The 24,378-nt window shown below is 46.1% G+C and carries 26 protein-coding genes and 1 other RNA gene; 9 read left to right on the forward strand and 18 right to left on the reverse strand.

The window, feature by feature from the left end; genetic code table 11:
- Positions 1–112: 112 nt before the first annotated feature.
- From AB5150_RS11565 to AB5150_RS11595, 7 genes are all read right to left on the reverse strand, one after another.
- Entirely contained in the window at positions 113–607 is a 495-nt protein-coding gene (locus tag AB5150_RS11565; RefSeq protein ID WP_015534504.1) for a hypothetical protein, read from the reverse strand.
- A 40-nt stretch (positions 608–647) separates the two neighbouring features.
- On the reverse strand, positions 648–1,238 hold the full coding sequence (locus AB5150_RS11570; RefSeq protein ID WP_015534503.1) for an HD domain-containing protein: 591 nt from the start codon (positions 1,236–1,238) through the stop codon (positions 648–650).
- 140 nt (positions 1,239–1,378) lie between these two features.
- Positions 1,379–1,642, reverse strand: an RNA gene (ffs, locus tag AB5150_RS11575) — signal recognition particle sRNA large type.
- A gap of 76 nt (positions 1,643–1,718) precedes the next feature.
- Positions 1,719–2,228 (reverse strand): tRNA adenosine(34) deaminase TadA, encoded by a 510-nt coding sequence (tadA, locus tag AB5150_RS11580; protein WP_015534501.1) that lies wholly within the window; start codon positions 2,226–2,228, stop codon positions 1,719–1,721.
- 19 nt (positions 2,229–2,247) lie between these two features.
- Positions 2,248–3,246 carry a DUF6128 domain-containing protein gene (locus AB5150_RS11585; protein WP_117550018.1) on the reverse strand — a complete coding sequence of 333 codons (999 nt, stop codon included), beginning with the start codon at positions 3,244–3,246 and terminating at the stop codon, positions 2,248–2,250.
- A gap of 88 nt (positions 3,247–3,334) precedes the next feature.
- Entirely contained in the window at positions 3,335–4,198 is an 864-nt protein-coding gene (gene rsmA / locus AB5150_RS11590) for a 16S rRNA (adenine(1518)-N(6)/adenine(1519)-N(6))-dimethyltransferase RsmA (RefSeq protein ID WP_055145795.1), read from the reverse strand.
- 151 nt (positions 4,199–4,349) lie between these two features.
- Positions 4,350–5,120, reverse strand: coding sequence for a TatD family hydrolase (locus tag AB5150_RS11595; RefSeq protein WP_368291893.1), 771 nt, complete (start codon positions 5,118–5,120; stop codon positions 4,350–4,352).
- Between the two features lie 337 nt (positions 5,121–5,457).
- Here AB5150_RS11595 and AB5150_RS11600 point away from each other — a divergent pair, with 337 nt between their 5' ends.
- The 5 genes from AB5150_RS11600 (at position 5,458) to AB5150_RS11620 (ending at position 9,185) form a co-directional block, all read left to right on the forward strand.
- Positions 5,458–6,645 (forward strand): pyridoxal phosphate-dependent aminotransferase, encoded by a 1,188-nt coding sequence (locus tag AB5150_RS11600; RefSeq protein ID WP_015534496.1) that lies wholly within the window; start codon positions 5,458–5,460, stop codon positions 6,643–6,645.
- 72 nt (positions 6,646–6,717) lie between these two features.
- Complete coding sequence (locus tag AB5150_RS11605; protein ID WP_022216004.1) at positions 6,718–7,338, forward strand: nucleoside triphosphate pyrophosphatase; 621 nt, start codon at positions 6,718–6,720, stop codon at positions 7,336–7,338.
- A gap of 141 nt (positions 7,339–7,479) precedes the next feature.
- Entirely contained in the window at positions 7,480–8,295 is an 816-nt protein-coding gene (locus AB5150_RS11610) for a hypothetical protein (protein WP_368291894.1), read from the forward strand.
- Positions 8,296–8,569: 274 nt separating this feature from the next.
- Positions 8,570–8,752, forward strand: a complete 183-nt coding sequence (locus AB5150_RS11615; protein WP_368291895.1) for a hypothetical protein — start codon at positions 8,570–8,572, stop codon at positions 8,750–8,752.
- A 277-nt stretch (positions 8,753–9,029) separates the two neighbouring features.
- A complete protein-coding gene (locus AB5150_RS11620; protein ID WP_156332993.1) occupies positions 9,030–9,185 on the forward strand; it encodes a hypothetical protein in 156 nt (51 codons plus the stop codon).
- A 229-nt stretch (positions 9,186–9,414) separates the two neighbouring features.
- Here the strand turns inward: AB5150_RS11620 and AB5150_RS11625 are convergent, their stop codons facing one another.
- On the reverse strand, positions 9,415–10,293 hold the full coding sequence (locus tag AB5150_RS11625; protein WP_368291896.1) for a DegV family protein: 879 nt from the start codon (positions 10,291–10,293) through the stop codon (positions 9,415–9,417).
- 136 nt (positions 10,294–10,429) lie between these two features.
- Complete coding sequence (pncB, locus tag AB5150_RS11630) at positions 10,430–11,671, reverse strand: nicotinate phosphoribosyltransferase (protein WP_015534493.1); 1,242 nt, start codon at positions 11,669–11,671, stop codon at positions 10,430–10,432.
- Between the two features lie 365 nt (positions 11,672–12,036).
- Here pncB and malQ point away from each other — a divergent pair, with 365 nt between their 5' ends.
- From malQ to AB5150_RS11650, 4 genes are all read left to right on the forward strand, one after another.
- Complete coding sequence (gene malQ, locus AB5150_RS11635; protein ID WP_118649545.1) at positions 12,037–13,605, forward strand: 4-alpha-glucanotransferase; 1,569 nt, start codon at positions 12,037–12,039, stop codon at positions 13,603–13,605.
- A 60-nt stretch (positions 13,606–13,665) separates the two neighbouring features.
- On the forward strand, positions 13,666–14,406 hold the full coding sequence (locus AB5150_RS11640) for a 1-acyl-sn-glycerol-3-phosphate acyltransferase (protein WP_117874368.1): 741 nt from the start codon (positions 13,666–13,668) through the stop codon (positions 14,404–14,406).
- A gap of 70 nt (positions 14,407–14,476) precedes the next feature.
- A complete protein-coding gene (locus AB5150_RS11645; protein WP_015534491.1) occupies positions 14,477–15,040 on the forward strand; it encodes a hypothetical protein in 564 nt (187 codons plus the stop codon).
- A 23-nt stretch (positions 15,041–15,063) separates the two neighbouring features.
- Positions 15,064–15,846 carry a lysostaphin resistance A-like protein gene (locus tag AB5150_RS11650; protein ID WP_368291897.1) on the forward strand — a complete coding sequence of 261 codons (783 nt, stop codon included), beginning with the start codon at positions 15,064–15,066 and terminating at the stop codon, positions 15,844–15,846.
- Here the strand turns inward: AB5150_RS11650 and AB5150_RS11655 are convergent.
- The 9 genes from AB5150_RS11655 to AB5150_RS11695 all read right to left on the reverse strand — a co-directional run bounded on the left by AB5150_RS11655 (position 15,829) and on the right by AB5150_RS11695 (position 23,956).
- Complete coding sequence (locus tag AB5150_RS11655; RefSeq protein WP_055280407.1) at positions 15,829–16,446, reverse strand: histone methylation protein DOT1; 618 nt, start codon at positions 16,444–16,446, stop codon at positions 15,829–15,831. The two genes, AB5150_RS11650 and AB5150_RS11655, sit on opposite strands and share 18 nt — an antisense overlap.
- A 10-nt stretch (positions 16,447–16,456) precedes the next feature.
- Complete coding sequence (locus tag AB5150_RS11660; protein WP_055280406.1) at positions 16,457–16,879, reverse strand: DUF1934 domain-containing protein; 423 nt, start codon at positions 16,877–16,879, stop codon at positions 16,457–16,459.
- A gap of 31 nt (positions 16,880–16,910) precedes the next feature.
- A complete protein-coding gene (locus tag AB5150_RS11665) occupies positions 16,911–17,963 on the reverse strand; it encodes a D-alanine--D-alanine ligase family protein (protein ID WP_022217335.1) in 1,053 nt (350 codons plus the stop codon).
- 87 nt (positions 17,964–18,050) lie between these two features.
- Positions 18,051–18,581 carry a hypothetical protein gene (locus tag AB5150_RS11670; protein ID WP_238051636.1) on the reverse strand — a complete coding sequence of 177 codons (531 nt, stop codon included), beginning with the start codon at positions 18,579–18,581 and terminating at the stop codon, positions 18,051–18,053.
- Positions 18,574–19,743, reverse strand: a complete 1,170-nt coding sequence (locus tag AB5150_RS11675) for a hypothetical protein (RefSeq protein WP_368291898.1) — start codon at positions 19,741–19,743, stop codon at positions 18,574–18,576. Before AB5150_RS11675 ends, AB5150_RS11670 begins: the two co-directional genes overlap by 8 nt.
- 407 nt (positions 19,744–20,150) lie before the next feature.
- The gene (locus AB5150_RS11680) at positions 20,151–21,641 is read right to left on the reverse strand and encodes a spore germination protein (RefSeq protein WP_118757882.1); all 1,491 of its coding nucleotides are present in this window, start codon (positions 21,639–21,641) and stop codon (positions 20,151–20,153) included.
- A 151-nt stretch (positions 21,642–21,792) separates the two neighbouring features.
- Positions 21,793–22,464: a GntR family transcriptional regulator gene (locus AB5150_RS11685; protein ID WP_015534484.1), complete on the reverse strand. Its 672-nt coding sequence runs from the start codon at positions 22,462–22,464 to the stop codon at positions 21,793–21,795.
- On the reverse strand, positions 22,464–23,345 hold the full coding sequence (gene ispE, locus AB5150_RS11690; RefSeq protein WP_022217339.1) for a 4-(cytidine 5'-diphospho)-2-C-methyl-D-erythritol kinase: 882 nt from the start codon (positions 23,343–23,345) through the stop codon (positions 22,464–22,466). Before ispE ends, AB5150_RS11685 begins: the two co-directional genes overlap by 1 nt.
- 47 nt (positions 23,346–23,392) lie before the next feature.
- A complete protein-coding gene (locus AB5150_RS11695; protein ID WP_015534482.1) occupies positions 23,393–23,956 on the reverse strand; it encodes a flavin reductase family protein in 564 nt (187 codons plus the stop codon).
- Positions 23,957–24,378 lie beyond the last annotated feature (422 nt).

Consider the following 24,378-nt stretch of genomic DNA (forward strand, 5'->3'; position numbering starts at 1 on the left):
ACCTGTACAATACAGGATAGCATCCATGTGTTCAGCCTAGTTCATAAATATGTGTCCAGGATTCTGGGTACATATCAAGTCGGTGTGGAGTTTTATTGTATATTAACTATTATTAGTTAGCCAGAGCCTGAAGTACAGCAGCCTTCATCGCATCGTCACACTGCTCATCTCCTATGTACAATGTAACTGTACTCTTTCCGCCTGCAGGGAAATCAAATACTGCCTTCAGTGTCTTGTCTATATATGTTCCATCTGAACCATACTTTGCAAGATCCATGCTGACCTTTGTTCCATAATATGTGATTCTGAATCCACCGTTTGTTGTGTCCTCATAATACCATACTGTTGTCTTGGCCTTCTTATCAAGAGCGTCTCCATATGTAACACCTGTAGGAACCTTCTTCTCTGTTCCGTTGCTCTGTACATCTGTATAGACGATCTCATTCTTCTTAAGGCTGTCTATCTTGTCCTTTGCCTCATCGTTAGTACGATACTGAATATTACCCTTTACAAATATCTGAGCTGTCTCAGGAAGAACCAGATACACACCGCCACAGATAGCTGCTACCACAATAATGGCTACAAGGATCTTAACAAATGTCTTCATAATTATCTCTCCTATCCACAATCAAATTCATCAATCGATACTAGAACAGTTCTTTCTCAAGCTGGAATATGAAATCCTCAAGGAGCTGCATGCGTTTGCTGTACTCAAGTCGTCCAGCCTCCGTCTTACATCTCTTGATCTTTGGTTTATTGATCTTATAAAAATTCTTGATTCTGTAATATGCGCGCTTATAGCTTGCCTCGTCCTCTATAGCCGTAGCCATGGAATCCCACAGAACACTGATCGCTCCCACTTCATCCAGCAGGTCTGCATCCATAACTATCCTGCACTCAAGTGACAGATCTGCATCAGTATCCTTCTCCTCATGGATCATGATTATCTCGCCTATCTTGGCTATCTTCTGTGGATCGACTCCCAGACTGTCAAGATAATTGACAGCTATCTCTGCTCCGACCTCCCCATGTGGTCTCTCGTCATCCCAGCCCACATCATGAAGAAGTGCCGCGAGAACTATTATATCCAGATCTCCACCTAACTTCGACTGAAGCTTTATCGCCCATCTATACACCCGCATAGTATGTTCAAATCTGCTCCTGAATGGATAATTAGGCGGCCTACCATTAACGGCTGTCTGTTCCTTTACAAAATCAATTACTTCAGCGTAATTCATATCCGTTTCGCCCCTTGGAAATCACTATTCTGCAGCGCATAATAACACTGCAAAAGTATCATACTTGATGATAACATCTTTTGTGGGATTTTGCTATATTTTTTTAAATTTTTAATAAATAATGTTAAAAATAAAAAAATCCATGCGATCTTCCTTCGAAGCGTCACCATAGACGTTACCTCAGCAGTTAACTCAGCCCAGGCACCCTCACGGCACACAGAAGATTCCCCTTAGTGCTGCTTCGTCTCCGACCTGACACGGTTCGAAGATTCCTGTTGCGCGAGACCCAGACATCAACATCACTTACTGAGGGCAGCCCTACAGCGGCCACCCCTCAGGAAGACCATCACCCCTGCTATAGCGGATTGCAGGTACAGGGCGCCGCTACCTCCCCGGTTGCATGGAAACTTTAAAACATATTTAATTGGCTGTGCACAAGATGCACCGCAGGCTACATTATATCTGACATGCCGCCCGCCGTCAAGCATTCTTCGCTTTTCCCTGTCTCAGGTCGCGAAAAAAGCTCTTCATCATCTCACTGCATTCATCCTGCCGCACACCACGTATAACCTCAACCTGATGATTGAACTGTTTCATGTCCAGCAGGTTTATTATGGAGCCCGCACATCCGGCCTTGGGATTCATGCATCCTATCACCACATTTGGGATACGGGCCTGCACTATGGCCCCGGCACACATCTGGCACGGTTCAAGGGTCACATACATTGTGCACTCCTCCAGCCGCCAGTCGCCGAGCTTCTTTGACGCCTGTTCTATGGCCAGTATCTCCGCATGTGCAAGTGTGGTCTTTTTCAGATTTCTCTTGTTGAAGCCCCTTGCGATTATCCTGTCATCGTGGACTATGACACAGCCTATCGGAACATCGCCATTTGCATAAGCCCTCTTTGCCTGGGCTATGGCTTTATCCATATACTTCTCATGGATACGCCGCTCCTCCGGCGTCAGCTCATCTATATTGGTATCTTCCATTCTCTTTATCCTCTTCTTCCTATCTTATATCCACTATCCAGTAGCCGAAGCTGCCGGTCTTGATATGTGTCTCCTTCTCCGGCACGAATCTGTCAAATCCAAATATCCCGGCAAGGTATTTCTCCCTCGAGGAATACACCCCCGGAACTCCAAGTATGTAACTGACGCGGTCATCATCTGGGGAAAATATGACTTTGCCGAACATCAGGTATTTGTAGCTGTAATACCCGTGTGTCAGGAAGCTGTTCACCCCGAGCTTCCAGTTGCACATGTCCAGCAGACCTATGTCATTCGGGGATATCTTCACGCTCTCTATGACGCTGTCCAGCCCGTCATCCAGGGAGCTTCCCGGAAGAAGTGGCAGACGTTCATAGTTCTCAAACATTTTGTCTATCGCCGTTCCGGTCTCGGAGGTCTCGACCTCATCAGAACATACAGGCTCCGCCGGTGCAGCACAGCTCTCAAGCTCCAACTCTGCCGTGACCGTATCTGTTATGGAGGCCTCTCTCACCGCCTCGCTCAGTTCCTCAGCATCGCGGCCCGCACGTTTCGCATCCCACATTCTGGAATAATCTATCACACTGTCCGTCCAGGACGAACAGAATATATCGCTGTCGTAATACTCCTGCCCCATATTTCCATCCGGCTGTATACGCCTTATGACGATACCGGCAAATGCAGTCACAGGCCGTCCGCTCTCCATGACATCATCCCAGCAGAATGAGAAGCACTCCTCACCGTGTCCATTTCTGAGTCTCATCTTACCGACGAGCACCGGCAGAGGGATCATCACGGGTTCATTTGTCTGTTCACCGCCCACTGCGCCTTCGTCGGCCAGCGTCTCCCTGTAAATGAACACGCCATAGATTTCCTCTCTGCTGTTCATTCCGTTTCTCAGTCCAACCGTGAGTCTTCCCGTTCTCCCCACCTTTGCCACCTTGGCAAATCCTGAATTTTCACATTTGTGCCCGTCGTGATACCTGTAAATATACGATATAAATCGGTTCCAGTACACCATAGATAATCCTCCTCTCCCTTCCGGAATTATGCGTCCTTTTCCGGGGGCTTTATCAATTATCTATGATTCTGTCTCACCACCTATGACATTATTTGTCCGTGAGAATGTCGCTCAAAGCTGCAAATTCCGCCAGGCTCAAACTTTCTCCACGGATATTTGCTGATATTCCAAGGGATTCCAAAGCCTTTGCGATCTGCTCCTTGGCAAATGACAGCTCTCCGCTGTTGGCTATACCATTCTGGAGAGTCTTTCTTCTCTGGTTAAATGATGCTCTTATCAGCCGGAACATGAGCTGCTCGTCCTTCACCTTGACCGGCGGTTCCTGGTATCTGTTCAGTCTGATGACCGCTGAGCCCACACCCGGTCTCGGTATAAAGCAGTTTGGCGGAACATTTGCCACTATATACGGCTCGGCATAATACTGAACTGCCAGGGACAGTGCTCCGTAATCCTTGGTCCCCGGGCCCACCTGCATGCGGTCCGCAACCTCCTTCTGCACCATGACCGTCACCGAGAGAAGCGGCACATGCTTCTCGAAAAGTCCCATGATGATCGGTGTGGTTATATAGTATGGAAGATTCGCAACCACCTTGATAGGCCTGCCGCCATTTCTCTCCTCCACGATCTTGTTGATATCCACCTTCAGTATGTCATCGTTGATGATGGTCACATTGTCGTACTCCGCAAGGGTCTCGTCCAGAATAGGGAGAAGATTCTTGTCTATCTCCACCGCCACAACCTGTCCGGCACTCTCCGCAAGATACTGGGTCATGGTTCCTATTCCCGGACCTATCTCCAGCACGCAGTCGTCCTTCGTGATGTCCGCTGCGCTGATTATCTTATTTATGACATGGGCATCTATGAGGAAATTCTGACCGAACTTCTTCTGAAATGCAAATTCGTATTTCTTTATCGTCTCTATCGTGACCTGTGGATTGCTTAACTTCTCCATGCTTTGTCCTTTCCTGCGTCCAGACAATGGAGGTTTCATCAAGATTTGTGTCACGACCAGGACTTTGTGGTATGCCTGTCTGGGGAATACCACAAAATCCTGGTCTCAATTCACATTGCGAAACCTCCATTGCCTGTAATCTACGTTTTTATTACATCTTGTACATTTTCAGGGCATTCGCGTATGTCTGGTCATACACTTTCTGAACCGGAACGCCCTTGATCTCAGCTATCTTCTCAGCTATATAAGGTATGTTGAGGGCTGAGTTCCTTGTTCCCCGGAATGGAACCGGAGCCATGTATGGGGAGTCTGTTTCGAGAACTATCTTTTCCAGAGGGATGTCCTCCACGACCTCCTGAAGCTTCCGGCTGTTTTTGAAGGTGACAACTCCGCCAACACCGATATGGAATCCCATCTTAATATATTCCCTGGCCTGCTCAACGCTGTATGAATAGCAGTGTATCACACCGCCATTTCTGCCGCCATCCATTCTTTTAAGCATCTCCATAGTGTCTGATGCCGCATCACGACTGTGTATAATGATCGGCATGGCAAGCTCCTGCGCAAGCCCAAGCTGCCTGAGAAACCATTTCTTCTGAACATCCCTCGGAGGATCATCATCAAAATGATAATCAAGACCTATCTCTCCTATGGCTCTCACCTTTGGATTATCCAGCACCATGCTCTTAAGCTCCTGTATATCCGTCTCCGTCAGCTCTCCTACCTCACTCGGATGTACGCCGACTGCCGCATAAAAATGCGGATATTTTGCGGCAAGCCCCACCGAATTCCTCGATGACTGCATATCCGCGCCAACATTCATAACCTTATCTATATCTTTCTCAAGGAATTCTGCAATTAACTGCTCTCTGTCCTCATCAAACTGAGTATCGTCATAATGACCATGTGTCTCAAATATCATATCTCAAACCTCTCTTATGGTACTAATGCATTGTTTATAGTACCGCAATATCGTATCCGTCACGCTGTATTATACAGAAATACCCGCACTTTGTGAACGTTTAATTATTTGTTTATGATTAGTTATTAATCTTTATAAATAGATTAATCTTTAAACACATTTTTTTCACAAATCCTGGATATACTAACAATCGTAAAGAGTTTTTCATTTATTTGAATCCTCTCTCCCCTCATTTTTTTGCAAGAGGCAGCAGATCTTCCCCGTTCTGTTACCTCTTGTTTTTTTGTGTCCAAAACTGTATATTTATCATAACATTTTACATAACAGGAGGACTTTCATGATTTCAAAGAAATATTCATCAATGTTAAACAACACTTCCATCATCAGGGAATTTGCACAGTATGCTTCAAAGCGTGCCGCTGAGATCGGTGCTGAGAATGTGTTCAACTATACTATAGGCAATCCATCTGTGCCTACCACAGACGACTTCAACAAAGGACTTATCGACCTTATCCAGAATGAGGATTCACTGACACTCCATGGTTACAGCCCAACACTCACTATTTATTCTGTAAGAAAGGCTGTCGCAGATTCTCTGAACCGCCGTTTCGGCATGGAGTATGTTCCTGAGGACATTTTCATGACATCAGGTGCTGCCGGAGCCCTGGCTCACGCCATCAGATGTGTCACAGAACCGGGTGACGAGGTCATCACATTTGCGCCTTACTTCCCTGAGTATGTACCATACGTTGACGGAACCGGTGCTGTTCTCAAGGTCGTTCCCGCGGACATAACTTCATTCCAGATCAACTTTGACGCATTCCTCGAGATGATGAACCCAAATGTTCAGGCAATCCTCATCAACTCGCCTAACAACCCATCCGGAATCGTCTACTCAACAGAGACCATAACACGTCTTGCCCAGATCCTCACAGAGAAACAGGAGGAGTACGGACATGACATTTACCTTATATCAGATGAGCCTTACAGAGAGATCGTATTTGAGGGAACTGATTCGCCGTTCATCTCTAAGTTCTACGACAACACCATCTGCTGCTACTCATTCAGCAAGTCACTGTCACTGCCTGGAGAGCGTATCGGATATGTGGCTGTAAATCCTAAGTGCAAGGACGCTGAACTCATCATCAACATGTGCGGACAGGTATCACGTTTCACAGGACACAACTGTCCTTCATCTCTGATACAGCTCGGAGTTGCAAGGGTTCTTGACGAGACCTCTGATCTGTCTATCTACGAGAAGAACAAGAACATCCTGTACAAGGAGCTCACAGCTATGGGATATGAGTGTGTTGAGCCAGGCGGAACCTTCTATATGTTCCCTAAGACTCCTATCGCAGATGCAAATGAGTTCTGTAACATGACTGCCCATGAGCTTGATCTGATCCTTGTTCCTGGCGACAGCTTTATGTGTCCGGGACATATGAGACTGGCTTACTGTACTACAACAGATATGGTTGAGCGCTCTCTGCCACTGTTTGAGAAGGCTATTAAGATGTGTAAATAATGATCTGTGTGTACGACAATAACAGATCTTGTTTGTACAAAATTATTTTAGGAAAGTATAGAGATATAGCATATGACTAACATAAAGATAATTCTCGCCTCGGGATCGCCTAGAAGAAAGGAACTTCTGGCCCAGGCGGGATACGACTTCGATGTGTGTCCAAGTCTTTCTGATGAAGATCTTGAACCTATGGCTCCATCTGAATATGTAATGCTTCTGGCTAAGAAGAAGGCAGATGAAGTGTGCAACAGGATCATCGCCCAGGATGTTGTAAGACGGGTTAAAAAGCTTCCTGAACGCTTCGTTGTCCTCGGCGCAGACACTGTTGTATCGCTGAACGGAAGGATTCTTGGTAAGCCTTACGACTACGACGATGCATACAACACCTTGAACAGTCTGTCCGACCAGACGCATCAGGTGTACACCGGCGTGTGTCTGATATATGTGAACGGAAGAGCCAAGTCATCCAGCTCATTCTATGAGAAGACGGATGTCACCTTCTATCCTGTATCCCACGACGAGATAATCCAGTACCTCGCCACAAATGAGCCGTTTGACAAAGCCGGAAGCTATGGAATTCAGGGCAAGGGCGGTCTGTTCGTCAAGGGAATTGAGGGCGACTACAACAATGTTGTCGGACTGCCGCTTGCCAGAGTCTATCACGAGCTTGAGGAATTAGTATCGGAAGAGTAGGTATACTAACCACCAAAATAAATAAACCAGCTGCTGCTACATTTTGTAACGACGGCTGGTTTATTTTTTACTGTAAATATTTAGTGTAATTTACCATATTCTGATTTATACTTTACTTAAACAGAAAGGGGCGAAACAATTATGAACGACAAGAAAAAGAAAAAGATCCTGTTAATAGGCATTATTATAGGGGTAATGCTTGCAGCGATTATTATAAGTGCCATCATTCTTTTCAGGGATGACACCAAGGAGGGTGTCCATGAGGGAGGTACATTCACTGAAAAGATGACAGAGGGTACAACAGAGAGAAAGGCGGATGTCAAGACGACTTCCAAGGCTACAACCACCGAGAAGGCAACCAAGGCTGCTACCTCGGAAAAGAGCAAGAAGGGTTCTGCTAAAACTGCGAAGAAGGACAAGAAGGGTTCTGCTACAACTACAGAATCTACAACGAAGAAACCAAGCAGCCAGACAACAACCGAGGCAAAGACACCGGGCAGAGAGGATGGCAAGGTAACGACCAGCCATCAGACCACTGAAAGGTCAACCACCGAGACACCAACTGAGAGACCTACCACAGCTGCTACAACCGAGAGACCTACGACTGAGAAACCAAAGCCGGAGCCAACGACAACTGAGCATGTCCATACCTGGAAGGATGTATACGAGACTCAGGAGAAGAAGGTATGTGTGTCTGAGGCTTGGGATGAGGACGTATATGAGGATAGAGATTTTTGCTCATACTGCGGAAAAGACATCACATACGATGAAAACCATATCTTTAGATGTGGTGAGAAGTATTACTCAGAATCCCTTGGCGAAGAGATCTACGAGGGTTCAAGAGCAATAATCAGACCTACCAAGGTAGACACCATCCACCACCCTGCAGAGTACGAGATCCAGAAGGAAAAGGTACTCGTAGGCAGAAAGTGCAGCACCTGCGGCGCATGGCAGTAGCTGATACAGGAATCCTGATGTGTAAAAGCATCGGGATTTTTTTTGTGCAAATGTGTTTGCCTAAGTCCGGACTAGAACTTGAGGGTGATCCTGCCCTGATTAATTCCCTATTCAAATCAATTTATATAAATATTCAGACATATTAAACTCAAGGAAATCTCTTTTGACCTCCTGAGATTTTTACAGCAAGTTTTTACACTATAATTCATTTGTTTATGCGAAAATGTATGGTAAGATAAATTGTAGATTTGACAAAAAGGGGGATGGAAGATACATGAACGAATTACTTGAGAGATATATACGGAAACAAGTTATAGAAACTTGCATCAGTATGTGCATAAAATTCAACCAGTCTCGCGAAGAGACTATCAGCGAGCTTATTCAGCGGTTTAATCTTACAGAAGAGGACGCCGAAGAATACTACGATGAATATTGTGATGAGGCAGTTCAGCAGTAATACTTAGCCTGAAAGCGTGGTGAAGAGATCGGACCAGTGTGTAACAGCATTGGTCTTATTTTTATAGATGGGGATGAGGGTGATCCTGCCCTTATTAATTTCCCACTTCAATCAATATGTGTAAACAATCAGACATATCAAACAGGGGAGTCAGTCCTGAGGCTGGGCTACCATGGGTTTCAGGAGAGTGACAAAAATGCAAAAGCTAGGGAACAAAAGAGGGGCAATTATACGTCTGTATAAAGTGTAATGGTATTTTATTACCAAATAATTTTGCATGTCACATAAGATAGTGGCGGATGAGTGGTATGATCCGGCGGCGCAGAAATTTGATTTTTCAGGACTGATCTCAAAGATCCGGGATGCTCTGGATAAGATCTATGACAGGTATGGGGTCACTGGACTAGAGCCGGGCAAAGGCTTGGGTACTTAGAGGTGTTCATCCATGTGACCTTCGCCCATCCATTATTCTTATTTGACGCCTGGGATACAAACCTTGCTACCGTCATAGTAGTGCGCATTTGTACACTCAACTGCCTTGAAAGTTCTTCATTCAGAGGGCAGTTTATCTTACGTATAATTAATAATCTGTCCAAAGAAAAAGTGGCAGGCGTCATATATACAGACATCTGCCACTTTTAATTACATCTCATATTTATCTTCTATCTCAGTTCTTTCTTCACATTGAAGATAGTTCCAACGACCTTCGGGCCCGCATTTGATGCAACTGCTGCCCCGATCTGGAAGTAATCTGAAGGGCCATAGCCAACCTTCTCCGTCATACGGGCTGTCAGCTCGTCTCTTACGGTCTCATCATTTCCGTATACTACCTGGTACTCTGAACCTGGCTCCATCTCTTCCACTGTGACATCCACCATCTTTGCCATGAGTTTCTTCTCACCGCGGCACTTGATAGCTGTCACGATCTCATTTGCCCAGATCTTCATGATAGGCTTCACGCCGAGTGCGTCACCAACCAGAGCTGCCGCACTTGGGATTCTTCCTGACTTGGCTGCATACTTGAGGCCATATATTCCGAAGTATATCCTTCTCTTTGGAAGCTCTTCCTTCAGATACCACACTATATCCCTGGCATCCCTGCCCTCCTGAACCATTCTAGCTGCCACAACCACCGGATAGCCATACTGTCCACTGTAGCCTATTCCGTCAAATACATATATATTGCACTTTCCGGCACACTCAGGATATTCCTCCTCGAACTGATCTGCGGCCATCTGCGCATTTGCATATGAGGCAGAACCATCCTTGTTGATGCTTACATATATAATATCCGTGTAACCCTGCTCCACCAGCTCCTTATACACCTCGCCGAACTGGTACGCTGTGATCTGTGATGTCTTTGGAAGATCATCATTCTCTGCCATGAGCTTGTAGAAGCCCTCATTGTCAAAATCGACTCTGCTCAGATAAGACTTGCCACCTATTACGACCGGGAAAGGAAGAATCTTGATTCCAAGCTCCTTCTCCTCATTCTCTGAAATGTCACTGGCAGAATCTGTCATTATAATAATTTTTCCCATAATTCACAAAACTCCATTTTTTGCTAATGAGCAGACGCATGAAAATGCGCTGCGCGCGGCGTCTGCGTGCTTCATAAGATGTCACTAAGCCCAGCTTAGTGACGGCGCACCCAGTGCGCCACCTCCTTACGAAAATTTACTTATCATTCTCCATACGCCACTTGATACATCTGTTGAGATAATGAACATAATCAGGGTTCTTGCACATACCCTTGCCCTTATCATCAGATATCTTGGCAACATCCATGCCGTTACATGCTGTAGTCTTCATAACTATGTTGAGCGGTTCATCGCACGTATCGTTGGATATATATGTTCCTATTCCAAATGCAACCTTGATCTTGTCCTTGAAATAGCTGTTGAGTTTGTCTGCTTTCTCGAAATCAAGGCTGTCGCTGAACAGAAGTGTCTTGGTCTTTGGATCAAGTCCAAGCTTCTCATAATGATGAACCATCTTGTCGCCCCACTCATAAGGATCGCCACTGTCGTGTCTCACCCCACTGAAAAGTGTCGCATATGTGAGCTGGAAATCCTTCAGGAAGCAATCTGTTGTGATGGCATCAGTGAGAGCTGTTCCGTTCAGCACTCCATACTCCTTAACCCATGCATCCAATGCATACCAGTTGGAATATGCAGGATTGTGCTTATGATTACCCTGTCCAACACACATGATCCACTCATGCGCCATAGTTCCAACCGGAACCAGATTATACTTCCTTGCCAGATATACATTACTTGTTCCGACAAATGTTGAACCCGGATACTTGCGCTTGCTGAGTTCCTTGACTGCAAGCTCCTGAGCTTCAGCCGAAAGTCTTCTTCTGAGTCCAAACTCACTGAAAGCTCCAAGGTTATACTCTCCGGTCTCGACTTTTCGGACCTTCTCATCAAGCTTCTCCCTGAATGATGCAAGCAGCTTATCATAGTCATCGTTCATTCTGAAGTAGACCTCATTCACTATAGCCAGAGTAGGTATCTCATACATGGAAGTATTGAGCCAAGTGCCTCTCGCCTCTATCTTCAGTCCACACTCAGCGTCATCTGATATCTCAAAGTCCTCATATCTTGCCTTCCAGAGTCTCAGAAAATCAACATAAGAACCCTTTATCCACTTGATATTGTGCAGATACTCAAGCTCCTCCTCTGTAAATCTCAGATCACAGTAGAGCTGTATCTGTCTCTTGATCTCATCAACCATCTCCTTTGTGAAGAACACGTCAGTATTCCTGCACTTGAATGACCATGTTGTCTTATAGTCACTGAACTGATGGTAAATCGCCTGTCCCATACTAAACTTGTACATATCCGTTTCAAGCAGGCTTGTGATTATTCTTTCCATTTTTATACTCTTCTTTCTCTTTTTATCCGCTCCACACATACGGCTTAACCGCCATATATCACGGAAATACGGAAGTATACGCAAGTTCAAATACTTCCACTTATAATAAGTTAGCACACAGCCCGCTGTCAAGCACTATTACCTTGCAACTATCACACATAGTATTGTATAATGTTACCGTTCAGAGCCATGCAGCACAATATAAGAAATGGCTTGTCATGCTTGCATGAACAAGGCATTTCTTATATTGTGCTATACGGCGGATACGCCGCACCGAACAGGCTCGTAAGAGACTGTGAGGTGGCATGGTTCTGAACACAGCAGAGTCGTACACTTCGAACAGGCTCGTAAGAGACTGTGAGGTGGCATGGCTCTGTGTATACATTATGAAAAGAGGATAGATTATGTTAGAGCAGAACAACGGAAAAAAGCCTAAGAAGTACGCTGGTATTCTGGCTCACCCGACATCATTCCCAAGTCCTTATGGAATCGGAGATCTGGGTCCGGGCGCTTATCAGTTTATCGACTTTCTTGCAGCTTCAGGATTAAATCTGTGGCAGGTGCTTCCACTCGGTCACACGGGCTTTGGCGATTCACCTTATCAGCCATTTTCAGCATTTGCAGGACAACCACTTATCATCGATATCGACTACCTCAGAAAGAAGAAGTTACTTCTGGACGAGGACTTCTCAGCTATGCCTGACTGGGATCCTGAGAAGATCGACTATGGAACACTTATAGAATTCAAGACTGGCCTTCTGAAGAAAGCGTACGAGAGATTTATCGACGCTGACTATGCAGATGATATGTCAGGAGACGAGGATCTCATGGCAAAGTTCGATGCATTTGTCAAGAATACATCATGGCTTGCTGACTACTCTCTGTTCATGGCAGGCAAGGATGCGCACGAGGGAATGCCTTGGTACATGTGGGATGATTCACTGAAGAAGCCGACCGCAAGGCAGAAGACCGCATGGAAGAAGAAGCTTGCAGACGGCATCGGCTACTACAACTTCCTCCAGTTCCTTTTTACAGAGCAGTGGCAGGCCCTCAAGACATATGCAAATGATCTCGGAATCAGTATAGTAGGTGACACACCTATATTCCTCGCATGGGACAGCGCAGACGTATGGTCCAATCAGGAACTGTTTCTGCTGGATTCAAAGGGATACCCTATCGAGGTTGCAGGTGTTCCACCAGATTATTTCTCAGCTACCGGTCAGCTCTGGGGCACCCCTCTGTACAACTGGAAAAAGCATACCGAGACAGGCTATGCATGGTGGATAGAGAGAATCAAATATCAGCTCACAGTAACAGATTTCCTCAGGATAGATCACTTCAGGGGATTTGACCGTTACTGGGCAGTTCCTTACGGTGAGGAGACCGCCATCAACGGCGAGTGGAAGCCAGCTCCAGGGCTGAACTTCTTCACACAGCTCGAAGCTAATCTCGGCTACCATCTTCCTATCATCGCCGAGGATCTCGGCGAGATAGATGATTCAGTCATAGAACTCAGAGACAAATTCGGACTTCCTGGAATGAAGATCCTTCAGTTTGCATTTGAAAATCCAAACGAGAACGACTTCCTTCCACATAACTATACACCTAATTGTGTATGCTATACAGGAACACACGACAACGACACCACCCTTGGATGGTATACGCAGGCTTATGAAGCTTCAAAGGATAAGCTCAGAAGATACTACAGCACTGATGCAAGTGATATCTGCTGGGTTATGATAAGAGCATGCTTCTCTTCTGTTGCCAACATGGCCATCGTTCCTATGCAGGACGTGCTAAAGCTCGACTCATGGGCACGTATGAACACGCCAGGCGTTGGAGAGGGCAACTGGGCATGGAGATTCAAAGCCTCAGACCTGGGCAAGCAGTTGTCAGACAGGCTTCTTGAGACATCAAAGCTCTATGGAAGATATACTCCAATACCGGAGAAGAAGGATTCTGAGGAGAAGTAATCATACGACGAGTCAAATCAATGCTGGAACATTTAAAATAGCATAAGGAGAATTATAATATTGAGAACAATATTTGCATATTTATTTGCCTTTCTGGGCATCATCCTGTGTACTCCGTATCACCTGTATCTGTACCTTCTGGCTAAGAAGGATCAGGAAAAGGCGTACCGCCATGCCCAGAAGCTGGTCAAAGGCTTCTTTGGAATAGTCATGTTCATATGCGGTGCCAAGTGCACTGTCATAGGTCTGGAACGGGTGCCCAAAGATCAGCCTATTCTGTTTGTCGGCAACCACAGAAGCTTCTTCGATATACTGTGCTGTCACAACGCACTGGACAGGCCTCTGGGATTTATGTCCAAGGACGGAATCCTGAAGGTTCCTATCCTTCCATGGTATATGAAGGACATAGGATGTACATTCCTTGACAGGTCCGACCTGAAGAAGGGACTGGAGACTATCATGCAGTCGGCTGATATCGTAAAATCCGGACATTCCATGATGGTATTTCCTGAAGGACACAGAAATGACGGCGAAGAACTTCTTCCTTTCAAGGACGGAGCATACAAGATCGCACAGAAGGCCGGATGTCCTATCGTACCTGTATCCATATGCGGAACAGACAATATCATGGAGGCCAACAAGCACAACTTTATCAGAAGTCACAAGGTGGTCATCGAATTTCTTGACCCTATCGACATAAATGGCTTGAAGCCAAAGGAGCGCAAGGAGGTTCTTGAAACCATTCCGGCACTCATTCAGAAAGCAAGGGTTAAGAATCTTCCCCTTGCAACAAAAAAGTGATCAGACTATAATAATCTGATCACGACAAGACAAAACACCAATAACTAAATATAATCAGGAGGAACTAAACATGGCATGGTGGGTATGGTTGATAATAGTTGCAGTTATACTTATCGGAGGTCTTATTGCATTATACATAGTGGGCAATAAGCTTCAGAAAAAGCAGTCTGCACAGAAGGAAATGATGAAGGAACAGGCACAGCCTGTGACGATGCTTGTCATCGACAAGAAGATGCTCCCTATGAAGGATGCCGGATTGCCTAAGATGGTAATGGAACAGACACCAAAGCGTTACCAGAAGGCCAAGATGCCTATAGTAAAGGCCAAGATCGGACCTCAGATCATGAATCTTATCTGTGATGACGGTATATATGATCAGATGCCTGTCCGCGGAGAGGTAAAGGCTATGGTCAGCGGTATCTATATCATGAGCGTCAAGAATGTTCGTGGTAAGATCGAGGAGAAGAAGGGCAAGAAGACCTTTGGTGAGAAGCTTCGTGCAAAGCAGAGAAAGTATCAGGATATGTACGATAAGGATGTAGCCGAGTCAAAGCTCAGCAAGGAGCAGAAGGCCGCAGCCAAGGCTAAGGCCAAGGAAGAAAAAGAGAGAGCTAAAAAGATCCAGAAGATGTAACAGCTTGAAAGGAGATTCCCAATATGAAGAAATGTCATATTAACCTCCGCGAACTTGGAATAGCTTTACTCGCACCGATATGCATAACTTTTGTCCATGGGCTTATTCCATCATCTCTGGTATCATGTGTTATAATAATTATTCTCTGCGGATGTATACACCATGTATATCCTTGGGTATTCACCACAGGAGATAACCGTAACAATAAAAACAGAACAGGAACGAGATCACTCTCATTCCTGTTCTGTTTTTGTATTTTTATACTTATTGTCATAACAGGCCTCAGTCTGCAGTTCTTTTCGACCGGAATACTGAACGCCATTGAGCTCCATCGTCCAGAGCTTCTCGGCAGTTACAGAGACATGATTCGTTCATCATTCTCTCTAAACAACGGTATCTTCAGAGTTACAACAGTCATGCTGCTTGCACCGGTCTGTGAGGAGCTTGTGTTCAGAGGGATCTCTCTGAGTTCTTCCAGACGTGCATTTACATGCAGACATTCAGATGCCATCGCCATCCTACTGTCAGCGCTGCTGTTCGCCCTTTATCACGGCAATTTAGTCCAGTTCTGCTACGCCCTTCCCATGGGAATCCTTCTCGCGCTGCTCGCCACATGGACGTCTTCCCTGCTGCCATCGATCCTTCTTCACATAACGATCAACGTATCTTCTTATTTCACCGGGATGCTGCCATTTGCACTGCCACATACAGGCTGTATACTTGCAACTGGTATCACGTCAGCCGCAGGCTTCATCGCCCTATATCTGCTGTTGCGCCGAAGTGGCAAATCACACAAAGTATCTTGACATGTGATACACATACACTTTTTCATCGGGATCCTCTTCGTATCCTGACAACTTGATGATATTCTTCAACACAAAATACCTGCTGTCCCTCATGACTCTCTGATATTCAAATGTCGGGTAGTACAGCATCAGATATATATTTCTCGGTGCCCTGCGCACGGAATCTATTATATTGTCTATGACCTTCTTGAACACCTCCGGGGAAAATGGATTGAAGAAATAGAAATAATTATCTTCATCTGCAACCTCATACTCCTGCGCCGGAATGTTATAGAAGTTCATCCTGTCTTCCTGATCATAAAATCTGCTCTGATAACCCGCGGCATTTTCCAGAAGCTTCTCGTATATGTCAGCATCTGCCTCTATACCCGTGGCGCGGCAGTAATGCCTTGAGTTGCCATAGAACAATACACGCCCCAGTCCGCAGCCAAAATCAACAAGTGTATCCTCCGGCTCCATGGACACGGCATTGAACAGGGTCACAAGATCCCTGTAGTAAATCGCCTGATATATATTATTCTCCTCGGTGGGCTGCTCCGCACCTATACACAGCGTCGTATCTATAGACAAAAAATCATCAAACGCCTTCTCGTCATCCATATAGCTATCCTCACTCCACGGTTATCCTGAGTACGTTAAACGATACACATTCATTGCCATAATCCATCACATACACCACGACCAGACCAAGCCCCTTTTCCGTCTCCACGAGCTGATAGCCTTCAGTGAGTATGCTTATATTCATCATACCAACCGGAGTAGAATAAAATGCCTCTCTGGTCTCTCCCGGTCTGAATGACATGGCAGCACTGACTTCGCCCTTCTTTGTCAGGTCAAGTCCTAATTTGTCAAACTTCAGCAGATTTCTCGCCGGTTTCTCAAGATCCTCATAATACTCATCGTATTTCAGGTAAAATACCCCGTCCTTCTCATGAAGGCTTCCCCTGGTAACAAGCTCTATGGGTTCAACGTTGTTCTCTTCCCTGCTCGTCCTCTGCTCTCCAACTACTGTCACAGTAACATTCTTTACCATATAAACTTCCAATCTATGTAATTTTATAAAATTATCTCTCTTTTGCCATCTCAATAAGAGTTGTGACGAGAGTCTTTATATCGTATCCCTGAGCATTCCACAGCATTGGATACATGCTTATTCCTGTAAATCCAGGAAGTGTGTTGATCTCATTGAATACAACTCTGTTTGTTCCATTCTCAAGGAAGAAATCCACTCTGGAGAGTCCGAAGCCGTCAAGTGCTTTGAATATCTTCACAGCATCTTCCCTTATCTCATTCTCTGCTTCCTTAGGGATGTCGGCGCCGATAACCGTTCTCGACTCAGCATTGTTGTACTTTGCATCGAAATCGTAGAACTCAGCAGCGGCAAGTATCTCGCCAACTCCCGAAGCCTTGGTATTGTCCTTGTAACCGAGGACTCCGCACTCAAGCTCACGTCCAACTATCGTCTCCTCAACGAGGATCTTGTTGTCGTGCTTTACGGCCTCATTCAGCGCATACAGAAGGCTAGCTCTGTCAGTTGCCTTATTTACACCCTTTGATGATCCGGCCTTTGAAGGCTTTACAAATACAGGGTAATCAAGCTCAGCCTCAACTCTGTCCATAGCACTGTCTATGTCGCTGAAATCCTCTGCAAGCACAGGTACAAATCTCGCCTGTGAAACACCGATGTGATCAACGATTATCTTCGTATAGAATTTATCCATGGATGCCGCCGATGCCAGAACGCCACATCCAACATATGGAATATCTGCCATCTCGAACAATCCCTGTATAGTTCCATCCTCGCCATACATACCGTGAAGTACAGGGAATATGACGTCCACCTTCTGGCGCTCCACACCTGCATCGGAGAAAACTATAAGCTCTCTTCTGGTGTCCGGTGAGATCACTGCTGTGACCTTGCTGTCATACCAGCTTCCATCCGCTATACTCTCTATATTATCTGCCTTTAACCATCTTCCATCCTTGGTAATGCCAACCAATGTCATATTATACTTTTCAAGATCAACCCCCTTGGCAACTGTCTGTACCGATATACATGAAACCTCATGCTCTGATGATCTTCCTCCAAATATTACAACCAAATTTTCCTTAGCCATGACATGTGCTCCTTATACTTTAATCCGCGGTGCACCCGGGGCACACCACAGGTCAAAGTATAACACCTGGGAATCAACTTTTCAACGTCACTTATCCCCCAGATCTATACATAATGTCTCATACATTCCGGGCGGACAGTCCTCCCCGGAATCGCCAAAATACTCATAAGAAAATCCGGAGTTTGCATCGGCATCCACGCCCCACGCATTTGCCGCGCTCTGGGCAATGTCATTTATATCTTCCATCGCCATGACAAGATTGTGGCGCATCTGTATATAACTCAGATTCTCATTGTAGTCGTCCCCAAGCCACATGCCGATCTGCTTCATGACTGTGTTGCCCACATAGCTCTCAAGCTCATCTCTCTCATCCTCAGACTTCATATCGCCATCATAATCGACCTTAAGCCTTATGACCCTTCCACTGTCATCCAGTGAATTGTTGTACATGACCGCATCCGCCATTATCTCCCTCGACACCTTATCCTTATATTTCTTCACATAAGAAACCTGTCCAAATATCACACCGCCGACAATTCCTATGAGGACACCCAGTATGGCCGCCCTGAACATTCTCCACATAAACAATACCTCCTGATCATCTAAGTCTCTATTCACCTATCCCATCTCTCGCGTATGTCGCCAGACACTGGCCTTCATAGTGTGTCTTAAGATATTCATTTGTATTGTTATCCCCGGATTTCTCCAGTATATTCTGTTCTATCACCACAGTCACATAGCTTGTAGCAAATTCCTTCTCAAGTTCGGCTGCAGCCTCGTTCATTACCTGGGTATCCTCCGCTACTATATACTCCACATGACTCGTATCGAGGGACTTCGCATGACTCTCATTATAACTTCTGCAAGCATCGGCAAATGAACCGGCGTCCACCTGGTACACCCCCTCCTCGGTCAGGGAATCCTCATCGTCGTCCAGTCCTGTTATGACCAGACTGTATCTCAGCCCGCCGCCGGCAGGCTCCTCCGTGCTGCGCTCTATGATGACCGCATTCACATAGTCCACATCCTCCACCGGCTTGTATTCACACCCACTCAATATACACGCCGTCAATAACACCGCCGCCAGTCCGGCAGATTTTTTTACAGGCCATTTCCCGGCAAGTGATGCCGCCGGCAATATTATCGATAGGGGTACATCCACCAGAATAAGATATCCGGAGATGATCTTTATACGGTCCTGCTGTCCGGGCAGCATCCCGGCCCACAGGCATACGGCAAATGCAAGGACTGCCCACAATGTCTTCCACAGCCGTCTGTGCCGAACACCCAGTCTGTCCACAGCGCCCCATCCACCTATGACGTTTGGAACCAGTGCCATCACACCGAACACGATGACAAGGTAACACACCAGCATGAGCGGCCTGAGCTTCACTCCGCCAGGCAGTTCCATGGCTCCCACTATATATAGTATATTTTTCTCCTTAGCCATGAGCGCACCCGTGCCCAGTGTACATATCACAATTATCGAACACATAATGCCTATTATGGTACTTGTGCCTACGGCTGCACACAACATTCCTCTTCGCCTCCGAATGACGTGTATATACACCAGCATCACCGTCTCCATAGCCGAGAATCCAAGAAAAAGCAGTCCTCCCCTAGCCATGACACGGCTTATGGTGAGATTCGCCCCGCCCTCGTCTCCTATCTCAGTCACAGTCTTAAGCACTGACAGATCAAGGTTACTCACAGAAGACAGAATGACCACAGCCCCCGCCGCGACAGCGAACCAGAACACGGACTCCGCAAACCTGACCATCCCCCTTGTGCCACGGCTACCCATATACAAACATGCAAGCAGCAAGGGGATTGAGATAGCAATTACCGTGTATCTTTTCAACATTAACTGCCTGGAACATTCGGCAAGGACAAACAGCAGCAAGCCCATCCTAACGGCAGTTCTCGCCCCATAAATCAATTCAATAGTCCTATTTTTGACTTTACCGCTTTCGCTGTTCCCTCTCTCATCAATCTTCATGTATACAATATATAGTGCTATCACGTAAGCAAAAGCCATGCATAGCGTCAAAAAAAGTGACAAAATCAGGCAATTTCTTCCAAAATATGAGGGTATTAATGTAGCTACAAAAGTTATCATCCCTGGCAAAACAAGCAAAGCCATCTTAAAAAAGGCAGAAAACGTCACATTATATTTATCATTCATATCTATTTTCTCTTTCTGACCAACCTGCACCGCTCGTCAGGATTGCTCCATTTAGGTCTGTTGATCATTTTCTTTATAGGCACGCGGACAACAAAGTCCTTATATCCCTCGCCAGTGTATCCACAGGTCACGACAGGGGACATATACGGCACGCCAAAGCTGTCCAGGGATGCAAGATGAAACACGAGAACCAGCATCGCAAGGATAAATCCAAGTATTCCATAAAGTGCGCTGGTGATTATAATTACAAACTTAAGCAATCTGAAAACAGACGCAAACGCCTCATTCGGAATAGCAAATGAAGCTATAGCCGTGAGTGCCACAACTATCACAACCATTGTGCTGACTATCCCCGCCTCCACGGCTGACTGACCAACTATCAGACCGCCAACCACTCCTATCGTATTTCCAAGCTGGCTCGGCAGTCGTATCCCGGCCTCCCGGAGCAATTCAAACAAAAGCTCCATTATCAGCACTTCAACTACAACGGGGAACGATAGCTGGCTTCTCGCATCGGCTATCGCATACAGAAGCTTGTCGGGTATCAGCTCCCTGTGATAACAGGTGATCGCAATATAAAGTCCCGGTAGTCCCACCGCAATGAACGCTGCCACATACCTTATCATTCTGGCAAATGTCGCCACCGGCCATCTGTTATAATAATCGTCCGCCGTCTGAAACAGAGTGTTGATGGTGGCTGGAGCAATTATGACCTCAGGGGAATTGTCAAACACAACGACAACCCTGCCCTCCACCAGAGCCGCGGCCGCCTTGTCAGGTCTTGTGGTCGCCTGGTATATCGGAAATATCTCCTGCCATTTCTTCTCCATCAGATGTTCAGCCATACCGCTGTCAAACACCGCATCTATCTCATACTTATCGATGGTGTCCCTTATCTGCTGTACCAGCTCAGGCTCCGCTATATCTTCCATATAGAATATCCCGTACTCTGTTCTGGATCTGACGCCCATTGTCCCCTGTTCCAGCTTCAGATGTACGTCCTTGATCCTTCTCCTTATCAGAGCTGTGGATGTCCTAAAGTTCTCATTGAAGCTGTCCCTCGGCCCTCTCATTCCTCCCTCGGTGGAGCTTTCCTCTATACCTCTCACAGGGAAATGTTTCGATGACACTACTATTGCCTGATCGCTCCCGGATACAAATATAGCCGTATCCCCCCTGAGAACCGCCCTGACAACGTTGTCCATGTCACTTTCCTGGGTATAATCCGCCGTCTGACCCTCGCAGGAGATTATATGCTCCCACAGATCTGCCGTGTCTTTATTCCGCCATTCCCAGGTTATTGGTTTTATTAATGTGTTCTCAATCAACTCATGATCACACAGTCCATCTATATACACCACGTATATTGCCGGATCATCTCCCCAGGCACAGCGGTCCAGATCAAACCTTCGCTCCACGATATCGCTCCAGTTACCGAACATTGTCTCAATTTGTGTGATGTTTTCGTCTATTTTTTTACTGATTGAAGCCATCGTCCGCCGTAAACACCTCCAACATACCGTTTATCTTCTGTAATCTATCTTGTCCAACGGATGAGTTTTTATTCAGACATACACGTAAAAAGGCGGAACACGTTTTCACGCATTCCGCCTCTTATACAGGTATTTATTATTATGCATATTGTTATTTCTGTGCTATGACAACATTTGCGATCACGATCTGTTCCTGATCGTATATATGTATACGGGTTATCTCCTTGGCTTTCTCTTCATCCCTGGCTATTATCGCATTCATGAGAGCCTCATGCTCCGCTATAAGCTTGTCGTGATAGCTGAAATCCTTTACATACTCCACGCGGTATCTGTACACCTGCTCACGAAGACTCTGGGACATGCTGATCAGTCTCGGATTGTTCGTCATGTCCATTATAGTATTGTGAAATGCAACATCCGCATCTACTATCTCCGGGATTATCTTGGAGCTTACCGCTTTCTTGAAGTCGGCATAGGACTGCTTCAACCGCTCTTTTCCCTCGTCGTCTATCCTCTTGCAGGCAAGCCCTGCCGCAAGATCCTCAAGCGCCATCCTGATCTCAAGCGCATCGCTCAGATCCTTTGCCGTTATCCTGGCAACCTCTGCTCCCCTTCTCGGAATCATGACCACAAGCCCTTCAAGTTCAAGCATTCTCATGGCCTCCCTGACAGGTGTACGGCTTACGCCAAGCCTCTTCGCAAGAGTGACCTCCATAAGTCTCTCCCCCGGCTCAAACTCACCGTGAACTATAGCATTCCTCAAAGTCTTAAACACTACCTCTCGAAGAGGCAGGTACTCATCCATATTCAATCTAAGATCCATCACATACCTCTTCTTATGTTATACGGGCTGACGGCATACGCAGCCTGTATCTCGTCCTTTTCACGCAGCATATCTACTACTCTTTGTGCCAGTTCTTTATCCCTGTTGTCATATATTCCGAACACTGTCGGCCCACTGCCACTCATGAGCACTCCCATGGAGTCGTTCTCCGCTATGAGCTTCTTGACTGAATCTATCACAGGATTTGCAGGTATCGTAACCGTCTCGAGCACATTTGCCATTCTGTCTGTTATTCCCTTCAGATCTCCGGTCTTGAGTGCATCCGCCATGCCATCGATATCTGGATGCTCCTCCAGCAGATCCACCTTCAGGTTCTGGTATACCCATTTTGTGGACACTCCGATCGCCGGCTTCGCTATGACGATCAGGCAGTCCGGCATAGGTGGAAGTGGTGTAAGGATCTCTCCTATTCCCTCCGAGAGTGCCGTACCCTGCATGATACAGTAAGGCACATCTGCGCCGAGCTTCACTCCATGTTCCATGAGCTGTTCATCGGAAAGGTTCAGTCCAAACAGCATATTCATCGCCTTGAGGGCTGCCGCTGCATCAGCGCTTCCCCCTGCCATTCCGGCTGCAACCGGTATGTGTTTATCCACGGTTACATGAACACCCTTGTCTATTCCATATATATCCTTCATCATCCGGCACGCCTTGTATATGATGTTATCCTTCACATCCGGCAGCTCCGACGAATCCGATGTTATAACGATCTCGTCTGTGGTGACATCGCAAAATGTCAGTTCATCCCACAGATCGACCGTCTGCATGATCATTTTCACCTCATGATATCCATCCTCGCGTCTCCTGACCACGTCGAGACCGAGGTTTATCTTTCCATATGCCTTTAATGATATTTCCATTTTCTCTCCTATCCGTGACATTTCCCCTGCAGCTTTTCAGCCTGCGATCACTTTTTTCTAACAGAATATCCAAATTTGCCGAGTTTGTCGCCAAGTGCAAAATACTCTCCATGTGAATATGCGACAAGTCCCGTGCTGTTGAGGTTGAATTTGCCGGTCTTATCCATGTATTCATCACTTATCTGGACTCCGACCACCTCAGCGATAAACATGTGGTGGGATCCAAGCTCAACTACCTGCTTTACCTTGCACTCTACGTTCACCGGACTCTCCTCTATAGCCGGGCATGACACATTCACGCCGTCACATGCATGGAGGTTCATCTCCTTGAATTTATCCACGTCTCTTCCTGATTTCACACCACAATAATCAGTTGCAAATGCCAGTTTCTCGGTGACGAGATTTATGGTAAATTCTCCTGTCTCCTTGATTATGTCGTAGGAATATCTCTCCGGACGCACCGATATGGACACCATTGCAGGATCGCTGCATATGGTACCGGCCCACGCTATCGTCACTATGTTTGGCTTCTCTCCCGGTCTCTGGCAGCTCACCATAACTGCCGGAACCGGATACAACATATTTCCTGGTTTCCAATTCTGTTTTGCCATGTCTATACCTCTTTCTCTATTGACCTTCAACTCATTTTCAGCCACTTTCAGTCACTGTGGCGCAACGCACCACAGTGCTGATATCTCAAGCTGTCAATTGTTCGTATTTTGTATATTGTATACATTATACATAATAATACATGCCAGTGCATAAAATTACAACCGCATACAGCGCTCTTTATTTATCTTATTTTATTGACAGCGGATTTATTACTATAATATGAATGATCTATCCCGGTGTTACACAAGGAAATGCAGACAAAAAAAATGATCACCCAGAAGATCATTCCAGATAATCACTTATTATTCCCTGTGCCGTTTCGCTGTCATCGGACACCATGTATACCACAAATGTATCATGCACATACAGAACCGCATCATCAAGTCTGGCGGTCTCCGACGATTTGTAATCAAGGTACATC

This window comes from Coprococcus sp. RTP21281st1_F1_RTP21281_210402 (assembly GCF_040915325.1).
Lineage (GTDB): Bacteria > Bacillota > Clostridia > Lachnospirales > Lachnospiraceae > Coprococcus > Coprococcus aceti.

Excerpts from the sequence above, each read along its gene's own strand:
- AB5150_RS11565 (WP_015534504.1), bottom strand. The coding sequence starts at position 607 with ATGAAGACATTTGTTAAGATCCTTGTAGCCATTATTGTGGTAGCAGCT.
- AB5150_RS11570 (WP_015534503.1), bottom strand. The coding sequence starts at position 1,238 with ATGAATTACGCTGAAGTAATTGATTTTGTAAAGGAACAGACAGCCGTT.
- tadA (WP_015534501.1), bottom strand. The coding sequence starts at position 2,228 with ATGGAAGATACCAATATAGATGAGCTGACGCCGGAGGAGCGGCGTATC.
- AB5150_RS11585 (WP_117550018.1), bottom strand. The coding sequence starts at position 3,246 with ATGGTGTACTGGAACCGATTTATATCGTATATTTACAGGTATCACGAC.
- rsmA (WP_055145795.1), bottom strand. The coding sequence starts at position 4,198 with ATGGAGAAGTTAAGCAATCCACAGGTCACGATAGAGACGATAAAGAAA.
- AB5150_RS11595 (WP_368291893.1), bottom strand. The coding sequence starts at position 5,120 with ATGATATTTGAGACACATGGTCATTATGACGATACTCAGTTTGATGAG.
- AB5150_RS11600 (WP_015534496.1), top strand. The coding sequence starts at position 5,458 with ATGATTTCAAAGAAATATTCATCAATGTTAAACAACACTTCCATCATC.
- AB5150_RS11605 (WP_022216004.1), top strand. The coding sequence starts at position 6,718 with ATGACTAACATAAAGATAATTCTCGCCTCGGGATCGCCTAGAAGAAAG.
- AB5150_RS11610 (WP_368291894.1), top strand. The coding sequence starts at position 7,480 with ATGAACGACAAGAAAAAGAAAAAGATCCTGTTAATAGGCATTATTATA.
- AB5150_RS11615 (WP_368291895.1), top strand. The coding sequence starts at position 8,570 with ATGAACGAATTACTTGAGAGATATATACGGAAACAAGTTATAGAAACT.
- AB5150_RS11620 (WP_156332993.1), top strand. The coding sequence starts at position 9,030 with ATGTCACATAAGATAGTGGCGGATGAGTGGTATGATCCGGCGGCGCAG.
- AB5150_RS11625 (WP_368291896.1), bottom strand. The coding sequence starts at position 10,293 with ATGGGAAAAATTATTATAATGACAGATTCTGCCAGTGACATTTCAGAG.
- pncB (WP_015534493.1), bottom strand. The coding sequence starts at position 11,671 with ATGTGTGGAGCGGATAAAAAGAGAAAGAAGAGTATAAAAATGGAAAGA.
- malQ (WP_118649545.1), top strand. The coding sequence starts at position 12,037 with ATGTTAGAGCAGAACAACGGAAAAAAGCCTAAGAAGTACGCTGGTATT.
- AB5150_RS11645 (WP_015534491.1), top strand. The coding sequence starts at position 14,477 with ATGGCATGGTGGGTATGGTTGATAATAGTTGCAGTTATACTTATCGGA.
- AB5150_RS11650 (WP_368291897.1), top strand. The coding sequence starts at position 15,064 with ATGAAGAAATGTCATATTAACCTCCGCGAACTTGGAATAGCTTTACTC.
- AB5150_RS11655 (WP_055280407.1), bottom strand. The coding sequence starts at position 16,446 with ATGGATGACGAGAAGGCGTTTGATGATTTTTTGTCTATAGATACGACG.
- AB5150_RS11660 (WP_055280406.1), bottom strand. The coding sequence starts at position 16,879 with ATGGTAAAGAATGTTACTGTGACAGTAGTTGGAGAGCAGAGGACGAGC.
- AB5150_RS11665 (WP_022217335.1), bottom strand. The coding sequence starts at position 17,963 with ATGGCTAAGGAAAATTTGGTTGTAATATTTGGAGGAAGATCATCAGAG.
- AB5150_RS11675 (WP_368291898.1), bottom strand. The coding sequence starts at position 19,743 with ATGGTCAGGTTTGCGGAGTCCGTGTTCTGGTTCGCTGTCGCGGCGGGG.
- AB5150_RS11680 (WP_118757882.1), bottom strand. The coding sequence starts at position 21,641 with ATGGCTTCAATCAGTAAAAAAATAGACGAAAACATCACACAAATTGAG.
- AB5150_RS11685 (WP_015534484.1), bottom strand. The coding sequence starts at position 22,464 with ATGGATCTTAGATTGAATATGGATGAGTACCTGCCTCTTCGAGAGGTA.
- ispE (WP_022217339.1), bottom strand. The coding sequence starts at position 23,345 with ATGGAAATATCATTAAAGGCATATGGAAAGATAAACCTCGGTCTCGAC.
- AB5150_RS11695 (WP_015534482.1), bottom strand. The coding sequence starts at position 23,956 with ATGGCAAAACAGAATTGGAAACCAGGAAATATGTTGTATCCGGTTCCG.